Source organism: Zestomonas insulae (assembly GCF_016901015.1).
GTDB lineage: Bacteria > Pseudomonadota > Gammaproteobacteria > Pseudomonadales > Pseudomonadaceae > Aquipseudomonas > Aquipseudomonas insulae.
Genome location: NZ_JAFEUP010000002.1, coordinates 551,822 through 566,807, shown reverse-complemented (window position 1 = coordinate 566,807; position 14,986 = coordinate 551,822). Strand labels below are relative to the sequence as shown.

Genomic DNA, 14,986 nt, shown 5'->3' with positions numbered 1-14,986 from the left:
GCGACTCCTTGGCTTACAGGGCCTGATAGCGCACGGTGAAGTACACCGCCTGGCCGGGCTGGTTGTAGCCGGCGGCGGTCTGGTAGTCGGCGTCGAACAGGTTGGCGACGCGGGTCTGCAGGCGCCATTCCGGGTTGAGCCGGTACTCGCCGCGCAGATCGAGGGTGGCGAAGCCGGCCAGCTCGGACTGGTTCTCCAGGTCGTCGTAGCTGGCGTCCTGGGCGCTGAGGCTGCCGCCGACGCTGAAGTCGCCGAAGGCCCGATCGAGGTCGAGGTTGAAGGTCTGGTCCGGGCGGCGGTTGAGGTCCTTGCCGTAGTAGGCGATGCCGTTCTTGCTGCGCTGCGAGCGGTTCTCCGCGTCGATCAGGCTGTAGCTGGCGTTCCACGCCCAGCCGAACAGCTCGCTGCCGAGCACCAGCTCGACGCCGCGAATGCGCGCCTCGTCGACACCCTCGGCCATGCTCACGGTCTTGCCGTTGACCTTGCTGGTCACCGTGGCGATCAGGTTGTCGATCTCGGTGCGGTAGGCGTTCGCCGCCCAGTGCCCCCAGCGGTGCTCGCCGCTTAGGCCGACTTCCAGACTCTTGGACTTCTCCGGCTGCAGGTCGGGGTTGCCGAAGTCCGGGTAGTACAGCTGGTTGAAGCTCGGTGCCTTGTAGGCGGTGCCGTAGTTGGCGGTGAAACGCAGCTCGTCGGTGAGCAGATAGCCCCAGCCGAGGTTGCCGGTGTCGTGGTTGCCGAACTGTTCATCGTCGTCGTGGCGCAGGCTGAGCTGCCAGTCCTGGCGGCCGAACTGGCCAAGGTACTGGACGAAGGCGCCGTGGTTGTCGCGCGAATCTTCGGCGTAACGGGTGCTGCTGTTGACCTCGTCACGCTGGAAGTCGGCGCCAAGGGTGAGCAGCTGGCCCTCGGCGAGGCTCAGGTCGTTCTGCCAGGACAACACGTCGCGGCGGCTGTCGAAGCGCGAGTAGAAGGCGCCGTCCTGATAAGCGTCGGACTTGTCCTCGCTGCGTCCGGCCTGCAGGGTGACCTGCCAGGGCTCGAGCGGGGCGAACCGCGCGCGGCTGCCGATGACCTTGGTCACGCCGTCGGCATTGGCGCCGAAGCCGGCGGTGCGTTTGCTGTTCACCGAGTCGTAGTCGTTGTGCGCCTTGGCCTGCAGCACATGGCCGTCCAGCTCGAGGCCGTTGGCGAAGCGGTAGCCGCCGTTCAGCGAACCGGACAGGTTGCGGTAGCCGTCGCTGTCGTCCTCGTAGCCGCTGACGCCGCGCGGCTTGACGTTGATGCCGTCGGTGTCCTGACCACTGACACCGAGGCTGTAGTGACCCTGGCCGTCCCCGCCACTGACCCCAGCGCTGCCTTCGTAGCTGTCGTGGGTGCCGTAGCCGGCCGAGGCGAACGGCTTGGCGCCCTGCCCGTCGCCCTTGCGGGTGAATATCTGGATCACCCCGCCAATGGCTTCCGAGCCGTACAGGCTGGAGCGCGGGCCGCGGACCACCTCGATGCGTTCGATCAGCTCGACCGGCAGGTCCTGCAGGGCGCTGCCGCCGCTGGTCACCGAGCCGGCCTTGATCCCGTCGATCAGCACCAGCACGTGGTTGGAGTTGGTGCCGCGCATGAACAGCGAGGTGGACTTGCCCGGCCCGCCGTTGTTGGCCAGCGAGATGCCGGGCACCCTGCGCAGCAGCTCCGGCACCGACTGGGCCTGGCTGCGCTCGATCTGCGCGCGGTCGATCACCGTGGTGGCGGCGAGGTTGTGTTGCGGCGTTTGCTCGACGCGGGCAGCGGTGACCACCTGCTCGTCGAGGGCGAATACGCGCTCGGCGGCGTGGCTGGATAGGGATGCGGAGAGGCCGCACAGCAATGCCGCTGTGGCCGTCAGAAGGGTCTTGCTCATTCGAGTTGTGTGCTCCGTCGCGCTCACCCGCACGACTCAGGCCGGGAAAAGCACACGAAGGACAGGCACGCACAGGAGCATCTCGCGACGGCCCGCACGCCAGACAACGCCCTCCGCGATGCTGTGGACTGCGACAGGCCGGTCTCCGGGCTTGCGAGTGGAACCCATGGGTTCCCCGATCGCGCCTTCCCGTGCGTGAGCACAGTGGCTGAATGCGATCGTCGACTCGCCTACCGTTGCGGGGGCAGCGCCGGAATTGTGCCGCGATCATCGCGGAACGCACCGGCTTCCCTGTTTCACCCTCTGGCCAATGGCCGGGGCACCTGTTGCAAGGCGCGCAGGTTAGTGGCTGAGGCGCGGAGCGTCAACGCGCAGCCGGCATGAACATGAGTGGTGCTCATGCCGCCTGCGTCTCAGCTGAGCTTGATTACCCAGCTCAGCGGCAGGGTGCGCATCAGCACGCCCATCAGGCTCCACGGCCAGCCCGGCACGCAGGCGTTGCCCGGCTCGCGCTCGATGCTGCGCACCAGGGCGCGGCAGCCGGTGGCCTCGTCGACGGCGAACGGCAGGTGCTTGGCGCCGGCGTTGAGGTCGGTACGGATGTACCCGGGGAACAGCGTGCTGACGCGAATCGGCGTGTGCAGCAGTTCGGCGCGGATGCCCTCGCCGAGGTGCGCCACTGCCGCCTTGCTCGCCGCGTAGGTGGTCAGGTGCTTGGGCAGGCCGCGCATCGCGCTCATCGAGGAGATGATCACCAGGTGGCCGGCGTTCTGCTGGCGGAAGATCTCCACCGCCGCCTCGCACTGCGCCAGTGCGGCGATGAAGTTGGTTTCCGCGGTGCGCTTGTTGGTCTCGAAGTGCCCGGTGCCGATGCGCCGCCCCTCGCCGATCCCGGCGTTGACCACGATGCGCTCGAGTTGGCCGAACAGCGCGGCGAACTCGCGGAACACGGCGAACACCTGTTCGTGGTCGTTGACGTCCAGCGCACGCACCTCGATACGCACGCCATGGCGCCCGCCGAGTTCCTCGCGCAGCGCCTCGAGGCGCTCGGTGCGCCGTGCACAGAGCGCCAGGTCGTAGCCGCGCGCGGCGAATTCGCGGGCCATGCCGGCACCCAGGCCGGAGCTCGCCCCGGTGATCAGGACAGTCTTGCGTGACGACATTTCGGTTCCTTTGTGTATTAGCGCCAGGTCAGCAGGTGCTGGGTATCGCCACGGAAGTGGCCGTGTTCGTTGAGGCTGAGCAGCATGCGCTCGCCGCGCGAAGTGGTCTGCACGCAGCTGACGCTGGCGTTGGCCAGGGTCCAGTTGACGCGCAGCGCCTTCTCGTCGCTGAGACCGAGCAGCGCCTGGGCGATCACCGAGATCACCCCGCCGGAGGTCACCACCAGATGGGGCTGCTCGCCGCGCGCCTCGCTGGCGACCTGCTCCAGCGCCTGCACGCAGCGACCCTGGAACTGCGCCCAGGATTCGTCGTAGTCGTGGTGCGCGCCAGCGGTCCAGCGCGCCATGGCGGCGCGGAACATCGCGGCGAAAGTTTCCCGCGGATTCGCGGCGCTGGCCAGGTCGGCGGACATCGCGCCGTGGTCGGCATAGCGCGGCTCGTGGCGGGCGATTACCTGCTGGTGGTCGAATTCGTTGAAGCCGGGCAGCGGCTCGCGCCCGGCCACCGCGCCGAGGCCTTCGAGCAGGCCTTCGGCGGTCTGCCGGTGACGGCGCATGCCGCCGGTCCACAGGGTGTCGACGGTTTCGCCGCGCGCCTTGAGCACCCGCCCGAGGTGGCGGGCCTGCTCTTCGCCGGTGCTGGACAGGCAGTCGTAGTCGGCGGCGCCGAAGGACGCCTGGCCGTGACGGACGAGGATGATGCGGGCCATGTTGAGCTCCTGCGCAAACGGTAGCGGACAGCGGCGCGGGCCGCTGCATTCTGGAATGCCGCGACTCTGGCGTGCCGGGCGCAGGCCGACAAGATCAATAAGTGGCCATGATCGTCGGCGATTCGCGACGCGGCGGCCGGGCTGCCATCAAAGCTAAACATTCACCTGCCAGGATGAGCCCGCTTCAGATCGACAGGATGCTCCCGTGAGCAACGCAATCCGTACCCTCCGCAAGACCCTCGACACCGTGGCCGCCAACAACGAGGCCGCTGCCATCGACGTGATGCGCGCCGCCGAACGCATCGCCGACGCCACCCTCAAGCAACAGCTGTTCGACGTGATCCACCGGATGAACGTCGACGCCGCCGAACTGCGCAGCGCCCGCGAACAGGTGGTCGAGAAGGAGCTGCGCCGTGCCTGAGCCCGACTACTCGTGGTGCGCCTCGCCGACGAAGGTCAGCGAGCTGAAGAAGCCCTCCTCGTCGATGTCCGGATCCCCCTTGACCGCCGCGTAACGCTCGGCGGCGATGATGTTGAGCCCGGCGTTGCGCACAATCACCGCCGCCCGACCATCGGCATCGGTGGTGGCGCTGACCGTATGCGGCGCGCTGCGGTAATCGCCGATCAACTCGACACCGACTGCCGGTTTGCCGTCCAGCAGTACCTGCACCGCTAGCGGCTTGCCGACGCCGACCCGCAGCGGATCGGTCTGCGGGACGATCTTCAGCCGCAGCTTGTCCAGCGCCGGCAGGTGCGCACCCTCGGCGTGGATCGCCAGGCTGTATTTGTAGGTGTGCAAAGCCTTAGTCGCGCCAGCTACCTGGCGGCGACCCTGGTTGACCCACTGGCCGTCTGCTGTCTGCGACCAGGCGCCATTGTCCAGCTCCACCGCGAGCACCGCCGGCGGCTTGAGCGGCGCCAGGCGAGCGTGGTCGGCGAGGCGTTCGACGGTTACCGGGATCAACTGGCCGGACTGCGCGTAGGCCCAGGCACCCCTGATCTTTTCGGCCTTGTAGGCGTCGTCCTCGGCGCCGTGCCCATAGATGACCTCGACGTGGCCACGGCGCTGCTCAGTCCACAGACCATGGGCCAGCACCGCGCCGGCGCCGAGGGTGGAAAACAGGCCGACGAGCAGCAGGGAAAGCGGTTTGTGCATGGGGAACTTCCTTGGTTTCACAGGTTTAGCGTCAGGCTGACGCTCAGGTTGCGCGGCTCACCGGGCATGACCCAGACACTGTTGTAGGCGCGCTCGTAGTAGTGGCGGTCGAACAGGTTGTTGAGGTTCAGGCCGAGCAGCAGCTCGTCGCTCAGCGGGTAATGGGCGAGCAGATCGACGGTGGTGTAGGCCGGCAGGCGGAAGTCGCTGCCGGCCTGGCCGGAGCGCTCGCCGACGTAGTGCACCGCCGCACCGAGGTCGGCGCCGTGCAGCGCACCATCCTGAAAGGCATACACCGCCATCAGGCTGCCGCTGTGGCGAGGGATACCCAGCAGGTCGCTGCCGATCGGCAGGGTGTTGTCCTCGGTCACTTCGGCATCGATGTAGGCGTAGGCGCCGATCAGCCGCACGGCGTCGTTCAGCTGGCCACTGAGCTGCAGGTCGAGACCACGGCTGCGCGCCTTGCCGGCGGCAATGCTGTCGCCGGGATTGGCCGGATCGGCGGTCAGCACATTTTTCTTGTCGATGTGGAACAGCGCGACGCTGGCGCCGAGCCGGCCACCGAGCAGGTCCAGCTTGATGCCAGTCTCGTAGCCGACACCCTCCTCCGGCTCGAACACCTGGCCCTGAGCGCCCATGCCGTTGGGCTTGAAGGAAGTGGAACCGTTGGCGAACAGGCCGACCTCCGGGGTCAGCTGGTAGAGCAAGCCGGCACGCTGGGTCAACGCGTCGTGGCGCTGCCGAGTACTGATGCCGCTGGCACGGTTCTGGGCGGTCTGCCGGTAATGCTCGAAACGCATCCCCAGCAACCCGCGCAGACGCTCGGTGAAGACGAGCTGATCCTGCAGGTTGAGCGCCTGGCTCTCGCTGCGCTCGAAGAAATCATTGGGCCGGGTCAGCGCCGGCTTGGCCTGGCCGTAGACCGGGGCGAAGACGTCGAGACCGTAGCCCAGCGAGGTCGCACTCTGCGGGTACTTCTGGCTGTTGCGGTAGTTCTCGTATTCGACGCCGGCGAGCAGTTCGTGGCTGATGCCGGCGGTGTCGAAGTAACCCAGCAGCTCGGCGCGGGTAATGCTGTCGTTCCACTCGAAATCGCGCTGGCGGTAGAAGCGCGAGACCTGGTGACCGGTCAGCGCCACCGTCTCCGAGCTGTTGCCATTCAGATGGCCCTGGTTGTAGTGACTGGCCAGCCGCAGCGTCCAGTCGCGGCTCAGGTCATGCTCGAGCGACAGCTGCAGCAGTTGGTTGTCGTTGCGGATCTGCCCATCGTTCGGCTCGCCGAGGTAGGTGCTGGGTGACACCGCGCCCATCTTGCCGCCCACTGCAGGGATGCCGCGATCGAACACCGACTCGGCGCGCGAGAACTCGGCGTCGAGCGTCAGTCGGGTGTCATCGCCGAGCTGCCAGCGCAGCGACGGGGTGACGACCTGGCGATCGGCCTCGACGTGATCGCGAAAGCTGTGGTTGTCCTCGACGGCGAGGATCACCCGCGACAGTACCCGGCCGTCGTCGCTCAGCGGCGTGTTGACGTCCAAGCTGCTGCGGTAGCGGTCCCAACGCCCGGCGCTGAGCTTCAACTGGCTGAAGGCCTCGGCCTGCGGCACCTTGCTGACAATATTCACCATGCCGCCCGGATCGCCGCGCCCGTAAAGGCTCGCGGCCGGTCCCTTGAGCACTTCCAGGCGCTCGATGCTGGCGACGTCCGGCGCGCTGTAGCTGCCGCGATTGATGGCGAATCCGTTGCGGTACAGCTCTCCGGTGGTAAAGCCGCGCACGCTGTAGTTGAGGAAGGTCAGCCCGCCGAAGTTGTTCTGCCGCGAGACGCCGCCGGCAAAGTCCAACGCGCGGTCGATGCGCGTCGCGTTCAGGTCCTCGATGACCTGCGCGGGCACCACCTCGACGCTCTGCGGCACGTCGCGGATGTCCGTGTCAGTGCGTGTCGCCGCCGCCGAACGGCTAGCCCTGTAACCGCGGATTTGCTCACCAGCCTCCTCCCCCATCGACTCGCCGATCACCGTCAGCGCGTCCAGTTCAACATTCCCTTCGGCGCCGGCAACAACCGGCGCACACGACCAGGCCAACCCGGTCAACCAGTAGCGAACGCTACGCATACCCACTCCTTGCATTCCTCGACTTTGGGTCGTACTGGGCTGCAGCGCGAGCAGGCACACGGCCCGTCCGGCCATGCGCGGTATCGACTTTTTAAATTGTTATCTTATAACATCTCTCTCAACAACCCCCGGAGCAAGAAATGCGGGACACGGATACAACACTTGAACAGCAGCGCGGCGCACGAAGCATTCGCGCGCCGGCCGATATCGAAAATGGAAGAGAGCCTAGCGTTAGCGGAGTGCGAGCTCGGCGACATCCGCGGTGTGGGCATCCCACTGCGCCGCCTCGAAGCGGTTACGGCCGCCCTCCTTGGCGCGATAGAGCAGCTTGTCCACCGCGGCAACGAAATCCAGCGCCTGCGCCGACGCCGTCGGCACGATGCTGCCCACCCCCAGGCTGACCGTGAGCAGCGGCGCCACCTGTGAGCGCGCATGCTGAATGCCCTGCTCGCGCACCAGCCGCCGGCAGCGTTCAGCCACCTGCGCGGCCGCGGCAGCGTCGGTCTCCGGCAGGATCAGCACGAACTCCTCGCCGCCGAAACGGCCGACGAAATCGCGTGGCCGACTGGCCGCCATACCCAGTGCCTGGCCGACGCTCTTCAGGCAATCGTCGCCCTGGATGTGCCCGTAGTGGTCGTTGTACTGCTTGAAGTAGTCGATATCGAGGAGGATCAGCGACAGCGGCTGCAGGCTGCGCTGGGCACTCGCCCATTCGACCTCCAGCACCCGGTCGAACATGCGCCGGTTGGCCACCCCGGTCAGGCCGTCCTTGTACGAATACTCTTCCAGCTGCTTCTGCAGATCGGCCAGGCGCTGCTCCGCCTGCTTGCGCTCGCTGATGTCGAACATGAAGCCGATCAGCGCCTCCACCTCACCGGCGGCATTGCGCACCACATGCACCACATCGCGAATCCACACGTACTCACCTGAGGCGGTCAGCGCCCGGTAGTCCGCCTCGTGGTCGGTGCCCGCCTGCGATTGCGACACGCAGAAGTTCACCACCGCCTCGCGGTCGTCCGGGTGCATGCGCTCGGCCCAGTCGTTGACGCCCACCCAACTGGACTGGCTCCAGCCGAGCAGCGCCTCGATCTGCGGGCCGATGTAGGCAAAGGTCATGCTCTGCCAGTCGATCTTCCAGGGAATCGCACGGGTCGATTCCAGCAGGGTTTTGTACACCGCGTCGGACGTTGCGATTCCATCTGGCATGACTGCGCCCCTGTGCTCGACTGCGCCGCACCACGCGGCAACGAAAAAGGCCCGCTTTACCGCGGGCCTTGGAAGGGTTGGTGGACCGAAGGAGGATCGAACTCCCGACCTCCGCATTGCGAACGCGGCGCTCTCCCAGCTGAGCTATCGGCCCGAACACGAGGAAAATTAGCCTGCCGCCGCACGCCGGACAAGCCCCTCAGCGCTTCCGACACAGGCTCAAGCCATCCCCCAGCGGCAGCAGCGACAAGTCGATGCGCGGGTCGCTGTGCAGTTTGCGGTTGAGCGCCTGGATCGCGCGGGTGTCCTCGCTGGTCGGCACCGCTTCGAGCACCCGGCCGCTCCACAGGGTGTTGTCGAACAAGATCAGGCCACCGGGACGAACCAGGGCCAGCGCTTGTTCGAGGTAGTGCAGGTAGTTGGCCTTGTCGGCGTCGATGAAGATTAGGTCGAAGAACTCCTCGGCGCCGTGGCTGCACAACCCCGCCAGGGTCTCCAGCGCCGGCGCCAAGCGCAGCTCGATGCGCTCCTCCATGCCGGCTTCGGCCCAGTAGCGCCTCGCGATGGCGTTGTACTCGCCGGGCAGGTCGCAGCAGATCATATGGCCGCCCTCGCCCATCGCCTCGGCCATGCACAGCGCGCTGTAGCCGGTGAAGGTGCCGACCTCGAGGAGCCGCCGCGCGCCGAGCAGCTTAACCAGCAAGGCCATGAACTGGCCCTGCTCCGGGGCGATCTGCCAGCGTGCCATCGGTAGCGCCTGGGTTTCCTCGCGCAGGCGCCGCAGCAGCGGCGATTCGCGCAAGGACACGTCGAGCAGGTAGTGGTACAGCGCGTCGTCAAGCTTGAGGGTCTGGCCGGTCATGGGCACACCTCGCGATCAGGGATGGCTGGCGAGGCTCGCCGGCGCCAGGATGCGCTTGGCGTCCAGATAGCTCTTTTGCCAGTAGGTGGTACTCAGGCTGTCCAGGCGCACCGTGCCGCCGGTGGACGGGGCGTGCACGAAGCGCCCTTCGCCGACATAGATGCCGGCATGGCTGACCTGGCCGCCGCCACTGGTGGCGAAGAACACCAGATCGCCCGCTAGCAGCGCATCGCGCGACACCCGCGGCGAACGCAGGGCCAGCAGTTCACGGGTCGAGCGCGGCAACTGCACGCCTGCCGCATCACGGTAGACGTAGCCGATCAGGCCACTGCAATCGAAGCCGGAATCTGGCGTGTTGCCGCCGTAGCGATAGGGCGTACCGACCAGGCCGAGGGCACGGAACAGCACATCTTCGGCGCTGCCATTGGCCTGCAAGGGCACGGTGTAGACAGGATTTTGCGGGGGAGGATTGCCAGCGCAGGCAGAGAGCAGCGCGACGAGGACCAGCAGGGTGAGGCGAGCCGGTAGACGCATGGGGCGGACAATCCTGTTCCGGAATGCGCCTTACTCTGCCGGCAGAGTGGGAAACGCGCAAGCCCGAGCGGGCTTACGCGCTGGGCGCCGTATCAGCGGTGGCTGACCGACGCCAGGGCCAGGGCGCGCTTGGCCTCGATGAAAGTGCGGCTCCAGTACTTGTCATCCAGGCTGTCGACCCGCACACCGCCACTGCGGCTGCTGGAGGAATGGATGAACTGGTCGTCGCCCAGGTAGATGCCGGCGTGGCTGACGCGACCGCGACCGCGGGTGCTGAAGAACAGCAGATCGCCCGGTTGCAGGTCCTTGCGCGCCACCAGCGGGGCATCAAGGTTGATCATTTCGCGGGTCGAGCGCGGCAGGCTCATGCCGGCTTCTTCCTTGAACAGGTAGCCGATGAAGCCGCTGCAGTCGAAACCGGTGTCCGCCGAGGTACCGCCGAAACGGTAACGAGTACCGACCAGCGACAGGCCGTGGGCCAGGATGCTGTCGGCGAAGCTGGGCAACTCGTAGGGCTTGGCCTGGGAAAAGTCCGGTAGCGGCTCTTCTTCCAGCGCGGCTTGCTGTTCCAGGGTGGCCGGCGGCGGCGCTGGATCATCCATACCGATGAATGCGCTCGGCGAATGGCCGGCGCAAGCCCCCAGAAGGAAGGTAAGTGCTAGTGGCACGAGGGGTGCGAAGCGCTTGAGCATGGGCACGACCGTGTCTGTAGTTCTTATGGAAGACGCGAATATGCCCGCTGGGAATGACGATTGCAAACTTTAATCGTGTCGAATGTGACCCAGTAGCTGCGACAAAATGTCTAACGCCCTTCCCTGCAGTCGGACGTCGACCAGGTCGCTGATATCGGTCATCGACGGGTTGATTTCCACCGTGAAACCACCGGCGGCGCGGGTGCGCAACAAGGGTTCGACGATGTAGGGAAAGCTCGCCGTGGTGCCGACGCTGAGCACCACCTCGAAGCCCTTGCGCAGCTCGGCGTACAGCTGGTCGATCGCCGCCTCGGGGAGCATTTCCTCGAACAAGACCACCGGCGGACGCAAGATGCCGCCACAGTCGGCACAGCGCGGCGGCAACGGGCGCTGCAGGTGAGCCGCCAGTTCAGCGCTCTCCGTGCCGCACGACTGGCAGTAGAGTGGCGCCAGCTGACCGTGAATCTCGATCAAGCGTTCGGCCGGGCTACCGGCGGCGCGGTGATAACCGTCGATGTTCTGGGTCAGTACCCAGCACTGCGGCTTGCGCCGCTGCAACTCGGCGATCGCCTGATGGCCGGCATTGGGCTGCGTACCGAGAGTCGCCTTGCCGAGTTCGGCGAGGTACTTCCAGCACAGCGCCGGGTCGCGCTGTAGCATCGGCCCGGACAAGGCTTCCTCAATCGGCAGCCCTTCGGCGGTCCGCCCGTTGTACAGGCCGCCCAGGCCGCGATAGGTCGGCAGGCCGGAGTCGGCGGAAACCCCAGCACCGGTAATGATCAGGATTCGCTCGGCCTGCTCGAGGGCGTGGGCGACACGGATGAGCTGCTGTTCCATCGATCCCCCGGTAGCGCGGTTCAGTGGTTGACGGTGTGCGCCAGCATGACCGACAGCTGGCACAGCGGACGCCCGCTCTCCTGATGCCACTGGTTGAACGCCGCTTGCACCAGCGCCAGGTCCTTGAGGCTGGTCGGCGCCTTGTCGATGATCTCCTGCGCCTTGAGCGCGGCGACCATGTCGTCGGTGGGAATAAAGGTGTCCTTGCCGACCATGCGCAGGAAACGCGGCGCGGACAAGCCGCCGAGCTGGCTGCCGCGCTTGGCCAGGAACTTCCACAGACCGACGATATCGGTGACCGGCCACTCGGCGATCAGCGCGCCGAAGCTGCCCTTCTCGCGCGCCACATCGAGGATGAACTGGGCATTGCGCGGCACGCTCTTGAGCTTGCCGAGGTGGCGGATCAAGCGTTCGTCGTGCATCAGCCGTTCGAGATGCTCGGCGCCCATCAGCACCACCTTTTCCGGGTCGAAACCGAAGAACACCTGCTCGAAGGCCGGCCACTTGGCATCCACCAGGCTGTGCTTGAGCCCGGCGCGGAACACGCGCAGGGCGATGGTCGACAGATAGCGGTCATCGCTGAGCGCGCGCAGCTCGGCGTCTGACTTCACCTGCGGCAGCCGTGCTTCCAGCGCCGCGCCCGAGCCGAAGCGGTTCAGGCAGTACTCATGCAGCCATTGATAGTCGCGCATCGATCCTTCGCCCTTTGCCGTCGTCGCTGATTACAGGTTCATCACATCGAGGAACCGCGGGGTGGCGTTGTCGTCGATGCGCAGGCTGGTGAAGTCAAACAGCTCGCGGTCGGCGAGCTGCGACGGCACCACGTTCTGCAGGGCGCGGAACATGATCTCGGTGCGCCCCGGCGACTTGCGCTCCCACTCCAGCAGCATTTCCTTGACCACCTGGCGCTGCAGGTTCTCCTGCGAGCCGCACAGGTTGCACGGAATGATCGGGAACTCCTTGAGCTCGGAGTACGCCTCGATGTCCTTCTCGCTGCAGTAGGCCAGTGGACGAATTACCACGTTGCGACCGTCGTCGGAGAGCAGCTTCGGCGGCATGGCCTTCAGCGTGCCGCCGTAGAACATATTGAGGAAGAAGGTTTCGAGGATGTCGTCGCGGTGGTGACCGAGCGCCATCTTGGTCGCGCCGATCTCGTCGGCGTAGGTGTACAGCGTGCCGCGGCGCAGGCGCGAGCACAGCGAGCAGGTGGTCTTGCCTTCCGGGATCTTTTCCTTGACCACCGAGTAGGTGTCTTTCTCGATGATGTGGTACGCCACGCCGAGCGCTTCCAGGTAGGCCGGCAGCACATGCTCCGGGAAGCCCGGCTGCTTCTGGTCCATGTTCACGGCCACGATCTCGAACTTGATCGGCGCGACCTTCTGCAGATAGAGCAGCACGTCGAGCATGGTGTAGCTGTCCTTGCCGCCGGACAGGCAGACCATGACCTTGTCGCCATCCTCGATCATGTTGAAGTCGGTGATGGCTTCGCCGGCCTGGCGACGAATACGTTTCTGCAGTTTGTTCTGGTTGACCGAAAGGGTGCCCATGGTGCGCTGGAGTCCGCGAGATGTGACGAAAGCCGATCATTTTACGCACAAAGCGGTTGCCGCCCCACCCCCGATGCTAGGCTCGGGCGATGAACAACGATTTCGATGGCGAGCTGGATCTCGCCGAGCAATTGCTCATTCTCTTGCGTGAGACGGTCGACGGCTGCAGCGAGCACCTGCTCATCCAGCGTCTGAAAAGCCGCCACTCCACACACATCCCGCACTTGCCGCTGACCGACAAGTTGGTGCTGTTCCGCACCCATTTCCTGGTGTTCAACGCGCTGTACCGGCTGCGCGATCAATTGTGGGCCCAGCAGAGCGGGCACCTGCAGATCGGCCCGCTGCATATCCAGCTGCTGCCCTACAGTCCGGGCGAAATGGCCTTGAGCGAGCATGATCCGCTGCGCGCGTACTACCTCGACCTGCGCAACCTGCGCGATACCCGCGAAGAAGACGTGGAGAAAATGCTCACCAGCTTCTGGACGCGGATGCAGGGCGGCGAGGAGAAACACGCCGCGCTAGAGCTGTTCGGCCTCGACACCAGCCGCAAGCTCGACCTCGGCACCATCAAGCACCGCTACCGGCAACTGGTCAGCGAGCACCACCCCGATCGCGGCGGCAGCACCGCCCGGCTGCAGTCGATCAACCTCGCGATGGAAATTCTCGAGCGCTATTACTCCTGAGTTTTAGAGAGCAATTCGCTCTAAAGCCACGGACGGCGCGGCCTCCAAGCCCATGCCATACTGCGACACACGGTCGCAGAGATTCGGCCCGTGCACCCGGCAGCGCTGACATGCGCCCCGGGCGCATCGCTGGGGGGCGATCGCATAACAAGAGGAGTGTTTGGCATGATCCATCACGTTCTGGGGCTTTTCACCCATCCCGACCAAGAGTGGCAAGAAATCCGTGGCGAAGAAGAATCCATCAGCCACATGTACCTGACCCACGTTCTCCTTCTCGCCGCGATTCCTGCGGTATCCGCCTACATCGGCACCACCCAGGTGGGCTGGACCATCGGCAACGGCGCGCCGGTGATGCTCACCGAAGGCAGCGCCATGGCCATGACCATCCTGTCCTACCTCGCCATGCTGGCCGGCGTGGCCGTGATGGGCGCGTTCATCCACTGGATGGCACGCACCTACGACGCCAGCCCGACCATGACCCAATGCGTGGTGTTCGCCGCGTACACCGCTACCCCGCTGTTCATCGGCGGCCTAGCGGCGTTGTACCCGAACCTGTGGTTGGCGATGGCGGTCGGTACGGCGGCGATCTGCTACACGGTGTACTTGCTGTATGTCGGCATCCCGACCTTCATGAACATACCCAAGGACGAAGGCTTCCTCTTCTCCAGTTCGGTCCTGGCCGTCGGCCTGGTCGTGCTGGTGGCGATGATTGCCCTGTCGGTGGTGTTGTGGGGTTCGGGCATCGGACCGATCTATCGCTACTGAACGCATGCCACGCAGGTTGCCTGACCTGCACCACCCTCACACAAGGCCGCCCACGGGCGGCCTTGTGCTGTCCGGGCCCGAGCGAAACATTGAACCCCTCGTCCGCTCCGCGGTTTCTAACCCTTAGGTAAACCGCTAGCACCCGCACACGACGAGGAGCTCTGCCATGAAGCCGCTATTGCTGACGCTGTTCACCAAGCCCGATCGCGCTTGGCACGACATCCGCCACACCGAAGAACAGCACCACCTGCACTACCTGGGGCACCTGCTGCTGTTCGCCCTGATTCCCGCCATCAGCCTGTACATCGGCAGCACCCTGGTCGGCTGGAGCCTGGCGGGCGACGAGACGGTCAAGCTCGGCTCGGCCAGCGCGCTGCAACTGAGCGTGCTGCTGTATGCCTACACGCTGCTCGGCGTGGCGCTGATGGGCGGGTTCCTGCGCTACCTCACCAGCCGGCTGGAGGCGCGCCCCAGCCTCAACGAGTGCATCGCCTTCATGGCCTACACCGCCATGCCGTACTTCGTCGCCGGCCTCGCGGCGCTGTATCCGATGCGCTGGCTGGCGGTCGTGGTGCTCGGCGCGGCCTCGGCCTACGCCACCTACCTACTGTTCATCGGCCTGCCGACCTTCCTGCGCCAGCGCCAGTCGGAGTCGTACTTCTACTTCGGCGCCACCTGGGGCGTCGGCATGCTGTTGCTGGTGACCTTCCTGGTCTCGGCGATCCTGGTGTGGAACTTCTACCTGATGCCCGACTACCAGCGCCTGACGCCCTGAGCCGGCGAACGGCGATTCAGGCCCGGCAGCGATACGGGCATAATGGCG

16 protein-coding genes, 1 tRNA gene and 1 riboswitch are annotated in these 14,986 nt (G+C 65.8%); of the genes, 4 read left to right on the top strand and 13 right to left on the bottom strand.

Annotation, left to right across the window (positions count from 1 at the left end; all coding sequences use genetic code 11):
• Window positions 1-13 precede the first annotated feature (13 nt).
• From btuB to JQX08_RS08325, 3 genes are all read right to left on the bottom strand, one after another.
• Entirely contained in the window at window positions 14-1,897 is a 1,884-nt protein-coding gene (btuB, locus tag JQX08_RS08335; protein ID WP_205347904.1) for a TonB-dependent vitamin B12 receptor, read from the bottom strand.
• A 119-nt stretch (window positions 1,898-2,016) separates the two neighbouring features.
• Window positions 2,017-2,239, bottom strand: a riboswitch (cobalamin riboswitch).
• A 71-nt stretch (window positions 2,240-2,310) separates the two neighbouring features.
• Window positions 2,311-3,060, bottom strand: coding sequence for an SDR family oxidoreductase (locus tag JQX08_RS08330; RefSeq protein WP_205347903.1), 750 nt, complete (start codon window positions 3,058-3,060; stop codon window positions 2,311-2,313).
• Window positions 3,061-3,077: 17 nt separating this feature from the next.
• Window positions 3,078-3,770, bottom strand: a complete 693-nt coding sequence (locus JQX08_RS08325; protein WP_205347902.1) for a histidine phosphatase family protein — start codon at window positions 3,768-3,770, stop codon at window positions 3,078-3,080.
• Between the two features lie 205 nt (window positions 3,771-3,975).
• Here JQX08_RS08325 and JQX08_RS08320 point away from each other — a divergent pair, with 205 nt between their 5' ends.
• On the top strand, window positions 3,976-4,191 hold the full coding sequence (locus JQX08_RS08320) for a hypothetical protein (RefSeq protein ID WP_205347901.1): 216 nt from the start codon (window positions 3,976-3,978) through the stop codon (window positions 4,189-4,191).
• 6 nt (window positions 4,192-4,197) lie between these two features.
• Here JQX08_RS08320 and JQX08_RS08315 read toward each other — a convergent pair whose 3' ends face one another.
• The 10 genes from JQX08_RS08315 to ttcA form a co-directional block, all read right to left on the bottom strand.
• The gene (locus JQX08_RS08315; protein ID WP_205347900.1) at window positions 4,198-4,926 is read right to left on the bottom strand and encodes a DUF4198 domain-containing protein; all 729 of its coding nucleotides are present in this window, start codon (window positions 4,924-4,926) and stop codon (window positions 4,198-4,200) included.
• Window positions 4,927-4,943: 17 nt separating this feature from the next.
• Window positions 4,944-7,037 carry a TonB-dependent siderophore receptor gene (locus JQX08_RS08310; RefSeq protein WP_205347899.1) on the bottom strand — a complete coding sequence of 698 codons (2,094 nt, stop codon included), beginning with the start codon at window positions 7,035-7,037 and terminating at the stop codon, window positions 4,944-4,946.
• A gap of 231 nt (window positions 7,038-7,268) precedes the next feature.
• On the bottom strand, window positions 7,269-8,243 hold the full coding sequence (locus JQX08_RS08305) for a sensor domain-containing diguanylate cyclase (RefSeq protein WP_205347898.1): 975 nt from the start codon (window positions 8,241-8,243) through the stop codon (window positions 7,269-7,271).
• A gap of 78 nt (window positions 8,244-8,321) precedes the next feature.
• Window positions 8,322-8,397: transfer RNA gene (locus JQX08_RS08300), tRNA-Ala, on the bottom strand.
• Between the two features lie 45 nt (window positions 8,398-8,442).
• Window positions 8,443-9,105 carry an O-methyltransferase gene (locus JQX08_RS08295; RefSeq protein ID WP_205347897.1) on the bottom strand — a complete coding sequence of 221 codons (663 nt, stop codon included), beginning with the start codon at window positions 9,103-9,105 and terminating at the stop codon, window positions 8,443-8,445.
• A gap of 15 nt (window positions 9,106-9,120) precedes the next feature.
• On the bottom strand, window positions 9,121-9,639 hold the full coding sequence (locus tag JQX08_RS08290; RefSeq protein ID WP_204915833.1) for a C40 family peptidase: 519 nt from the start codon (window positions 9,637-9,639) through the stop codon (window positions 9,121-9,123).
• 92 nt (window positions 9,640-9,731) lie between these two features.
• Window positions 9,732-10,331 carry a C40 family peptidase gene (locus JQX08_RS08285; protein ID WP_204915831.1) on the bottom strand — a complete coding sequence of 200 codons (600 nt, stop codon included), beginning with the start codon at window positions 10,329-10,331 and terminating at the stop codon, window positions 9,732-9,734.
• A 69-nt stretch (window positions 10,332-10,400) separates the two neighbouring features.
• On the bottom strand, window positions 10,401-11,168 hold the full coding sequence (locus tag JQX08_RS08280; RefSeq protein WP_204915830.1) for an NAD-dependent deacylase: 768 nt from the start codon (window positions 11,166-11,168) through the stop codon (window positions 10,401-10,403).
• 20 nt (window positions 11,169-11,188) lie between these two features.
• Complete coding sequence (locus tag JQX08_RS08275) at window positions 11,189-11,860, bottom strand: DNA-3-methyladenine glycosylase I (protein ID WP_204915828.1); 672 nt, start codon at window positions 11,858-11,860, stop codon at window positions 11,189-11,191.
• Between the two features lie 30 nt (window positions 11,861-11,890).
• On the bottom strand, window positions 11,891-12,715 hold the full coding sequence (gene ttcA, locus JQX08_RS08270; protein WP_204915826.1) for a tRNA 2-thiocytidine(32) synthetase TtcA: 825 nt from the start codon (window positions 12,713-12,715) through the stop codon (window positions 11,891-11,893).
• Window positions 12,716-12,804: 89 nt separating this feature from the next.
• On the opposite strand from ttcA, the gene JQX08_RS08265 reads away from it, so the two are divergent.
• The 3 genes from JQX08_RS08265 (at window position 12,805) to JQX08_RS08255 (ending at window position 14,938) form a co-directional block, all read left to right on the top strand.
• Window positions 12,805-13,398, top strand: coding sequence for a DNA-J related domain-containing protein (locus tag JQX08_RS08265; RefSeq protein WP_204915824.1), 594 nt, complete (start codon window positions 12,805-12,807; stop codon window positions 13,396-13,398).
• 165 nt (window positions 13,399-13,563) lie between these two features.
• Window positions 13,564-14,163: a Yip1 family protein gene (locus JQX08_RS08260; protein WP_204915823.1), complete on the top strand. Its 600-nt coding sequence runs from the start codon at window positions 13,564-13,566 to the stop codon at window positions 14,161-14,163.
• A 166-nt stretch (window positions 14,164-14,329) separates the two neighbouring features.
• Window positions 14,330-14,938, top strand: coding sequence for a Yip1 family protein (locus JQX08_RS08255; RefSeq protein WP_204915821.1), 609 nt, complete (start codon window positions 14,330-14,332; stop codon window positions 14,936-14,938).
• Window positions 14,939-14,986 lie beyond the last annotated feature (48 nt).

What these genes read in the sequence shown, in the direction of transcription:
- JQX08_RS08330 (WP_205347903.1), bottom strand. Translation starts at nt 3,060, where the DNA reads ATGTCGTCACGCAAGACTGTCCTGATCACCGGGGCGAGCTCCGGCCTG.
- JQX08_RS08275 (WP_204915828.1), bottom strand. Translation starts at nt 11,860, where the DNA reads ATGCGCGACTATCAATGGCTGCATGAGTACTGCCTGAACCGCTTCGGC.
- btuB (WP_205347904.1), bottom strand. Translation starts at nt 1,897, where the DNA reads ATGAGCAAGACCCTTCTGACGGCCACAGCGGCATTGCTGTGCGGCCTC.
- JQX08_RS08325 (WP_205347902.1), bottom strand. Translation starts at nt 3,770, where the DNA reads ATGGCCCGCATCATCCTCGTCCGTCACGGCCAGGCGTCCTTCGGCGCC.
- JQX08_RS08285 (WP_204915831.1), bottom strand. Translation starts at nt 10,331, where the DNA reads ATGCTCAAGCGCTTCGCACCCCTCGTGCCACTAGCACTTACCTTCCTT.
- JQX08_RS08305 (WP_205347898.1), bottom strand. Translation starts at nt 8,243, where the DNA reads ATGCCAGATGGAATCGCAACGTCCGACGCGGTGTACAAAACCCTGCTG.
- JQX08_RS08265 (WP_204915824.1), top strand. Translation starts at nt 12,805, where the DNA reads ATGAACAACGATTTCGATGGCGAGCTGGATCTCGCCGAGCAATTGCTC.
- JQX08_RS08315 (WP_205347900.1), bottom strand. Translation starts at nt 4,926, where the DNA reads ATGCACAAACCGCTTTCCCTGCTGCTCGTCGGCCTGTTTTCCACCCTC.
- ttcA (WP_204915826.1), bottom strand. Translation starts at nt 12,715, where the DNA reads ATGGGCACCCTTTCGGTCAACCAGAACAAACTGCAGAAACGTATTCGT.
- JQX08_RS08295 (WP_205347897.1), bottom strand. Translation starts at nt 9,105, where the DNA reads ATGACCGGCCAGACCCTCAAGCTTGACGACGCGCTGTACCACTACCTG.
- JQX08_RS08255 (WP_204915821.1), top strand. Translation starts at nt 14,330, where the DNA reads ATGAAGCCGCTATTGCTGACGCTGTTCACCAAGCCCGATCGCGCTTGG.
- JQX08_RS08280 (WP_204915830.1), bottom strand. Translation starts at nt 11,168, where the DNA reads ATGGAACAGCAGCTCATCCGTGTCGCCCACGCCCTCGAGCAGGCCGAG.
- JQX08_RS08310 (WP_205347899.1), bottom strand. Translation starts at nt 7,037, where the DNA reads ATGCGTAGCGTTCGCTACTGGTTGACCGGGTTGGCCTGGTCGTGTGCG.
- JQX08_RS08290 (WP_204915833.1), bottom strand. Translation starts at nt 9,639, where the DNA reads ATGCGTCTACCGGCTCGCCTCACCCTGCTGGTCCTCGTCGCGCTGCTC.
- JQX08_RS08260 (WP_204915823.1), top strand. Translation starts at nt 13,564, where the DNA reads ATGATCCATCACGTTCTGGGGCTTTTCACCCATCCCGACCAAGAGTGG.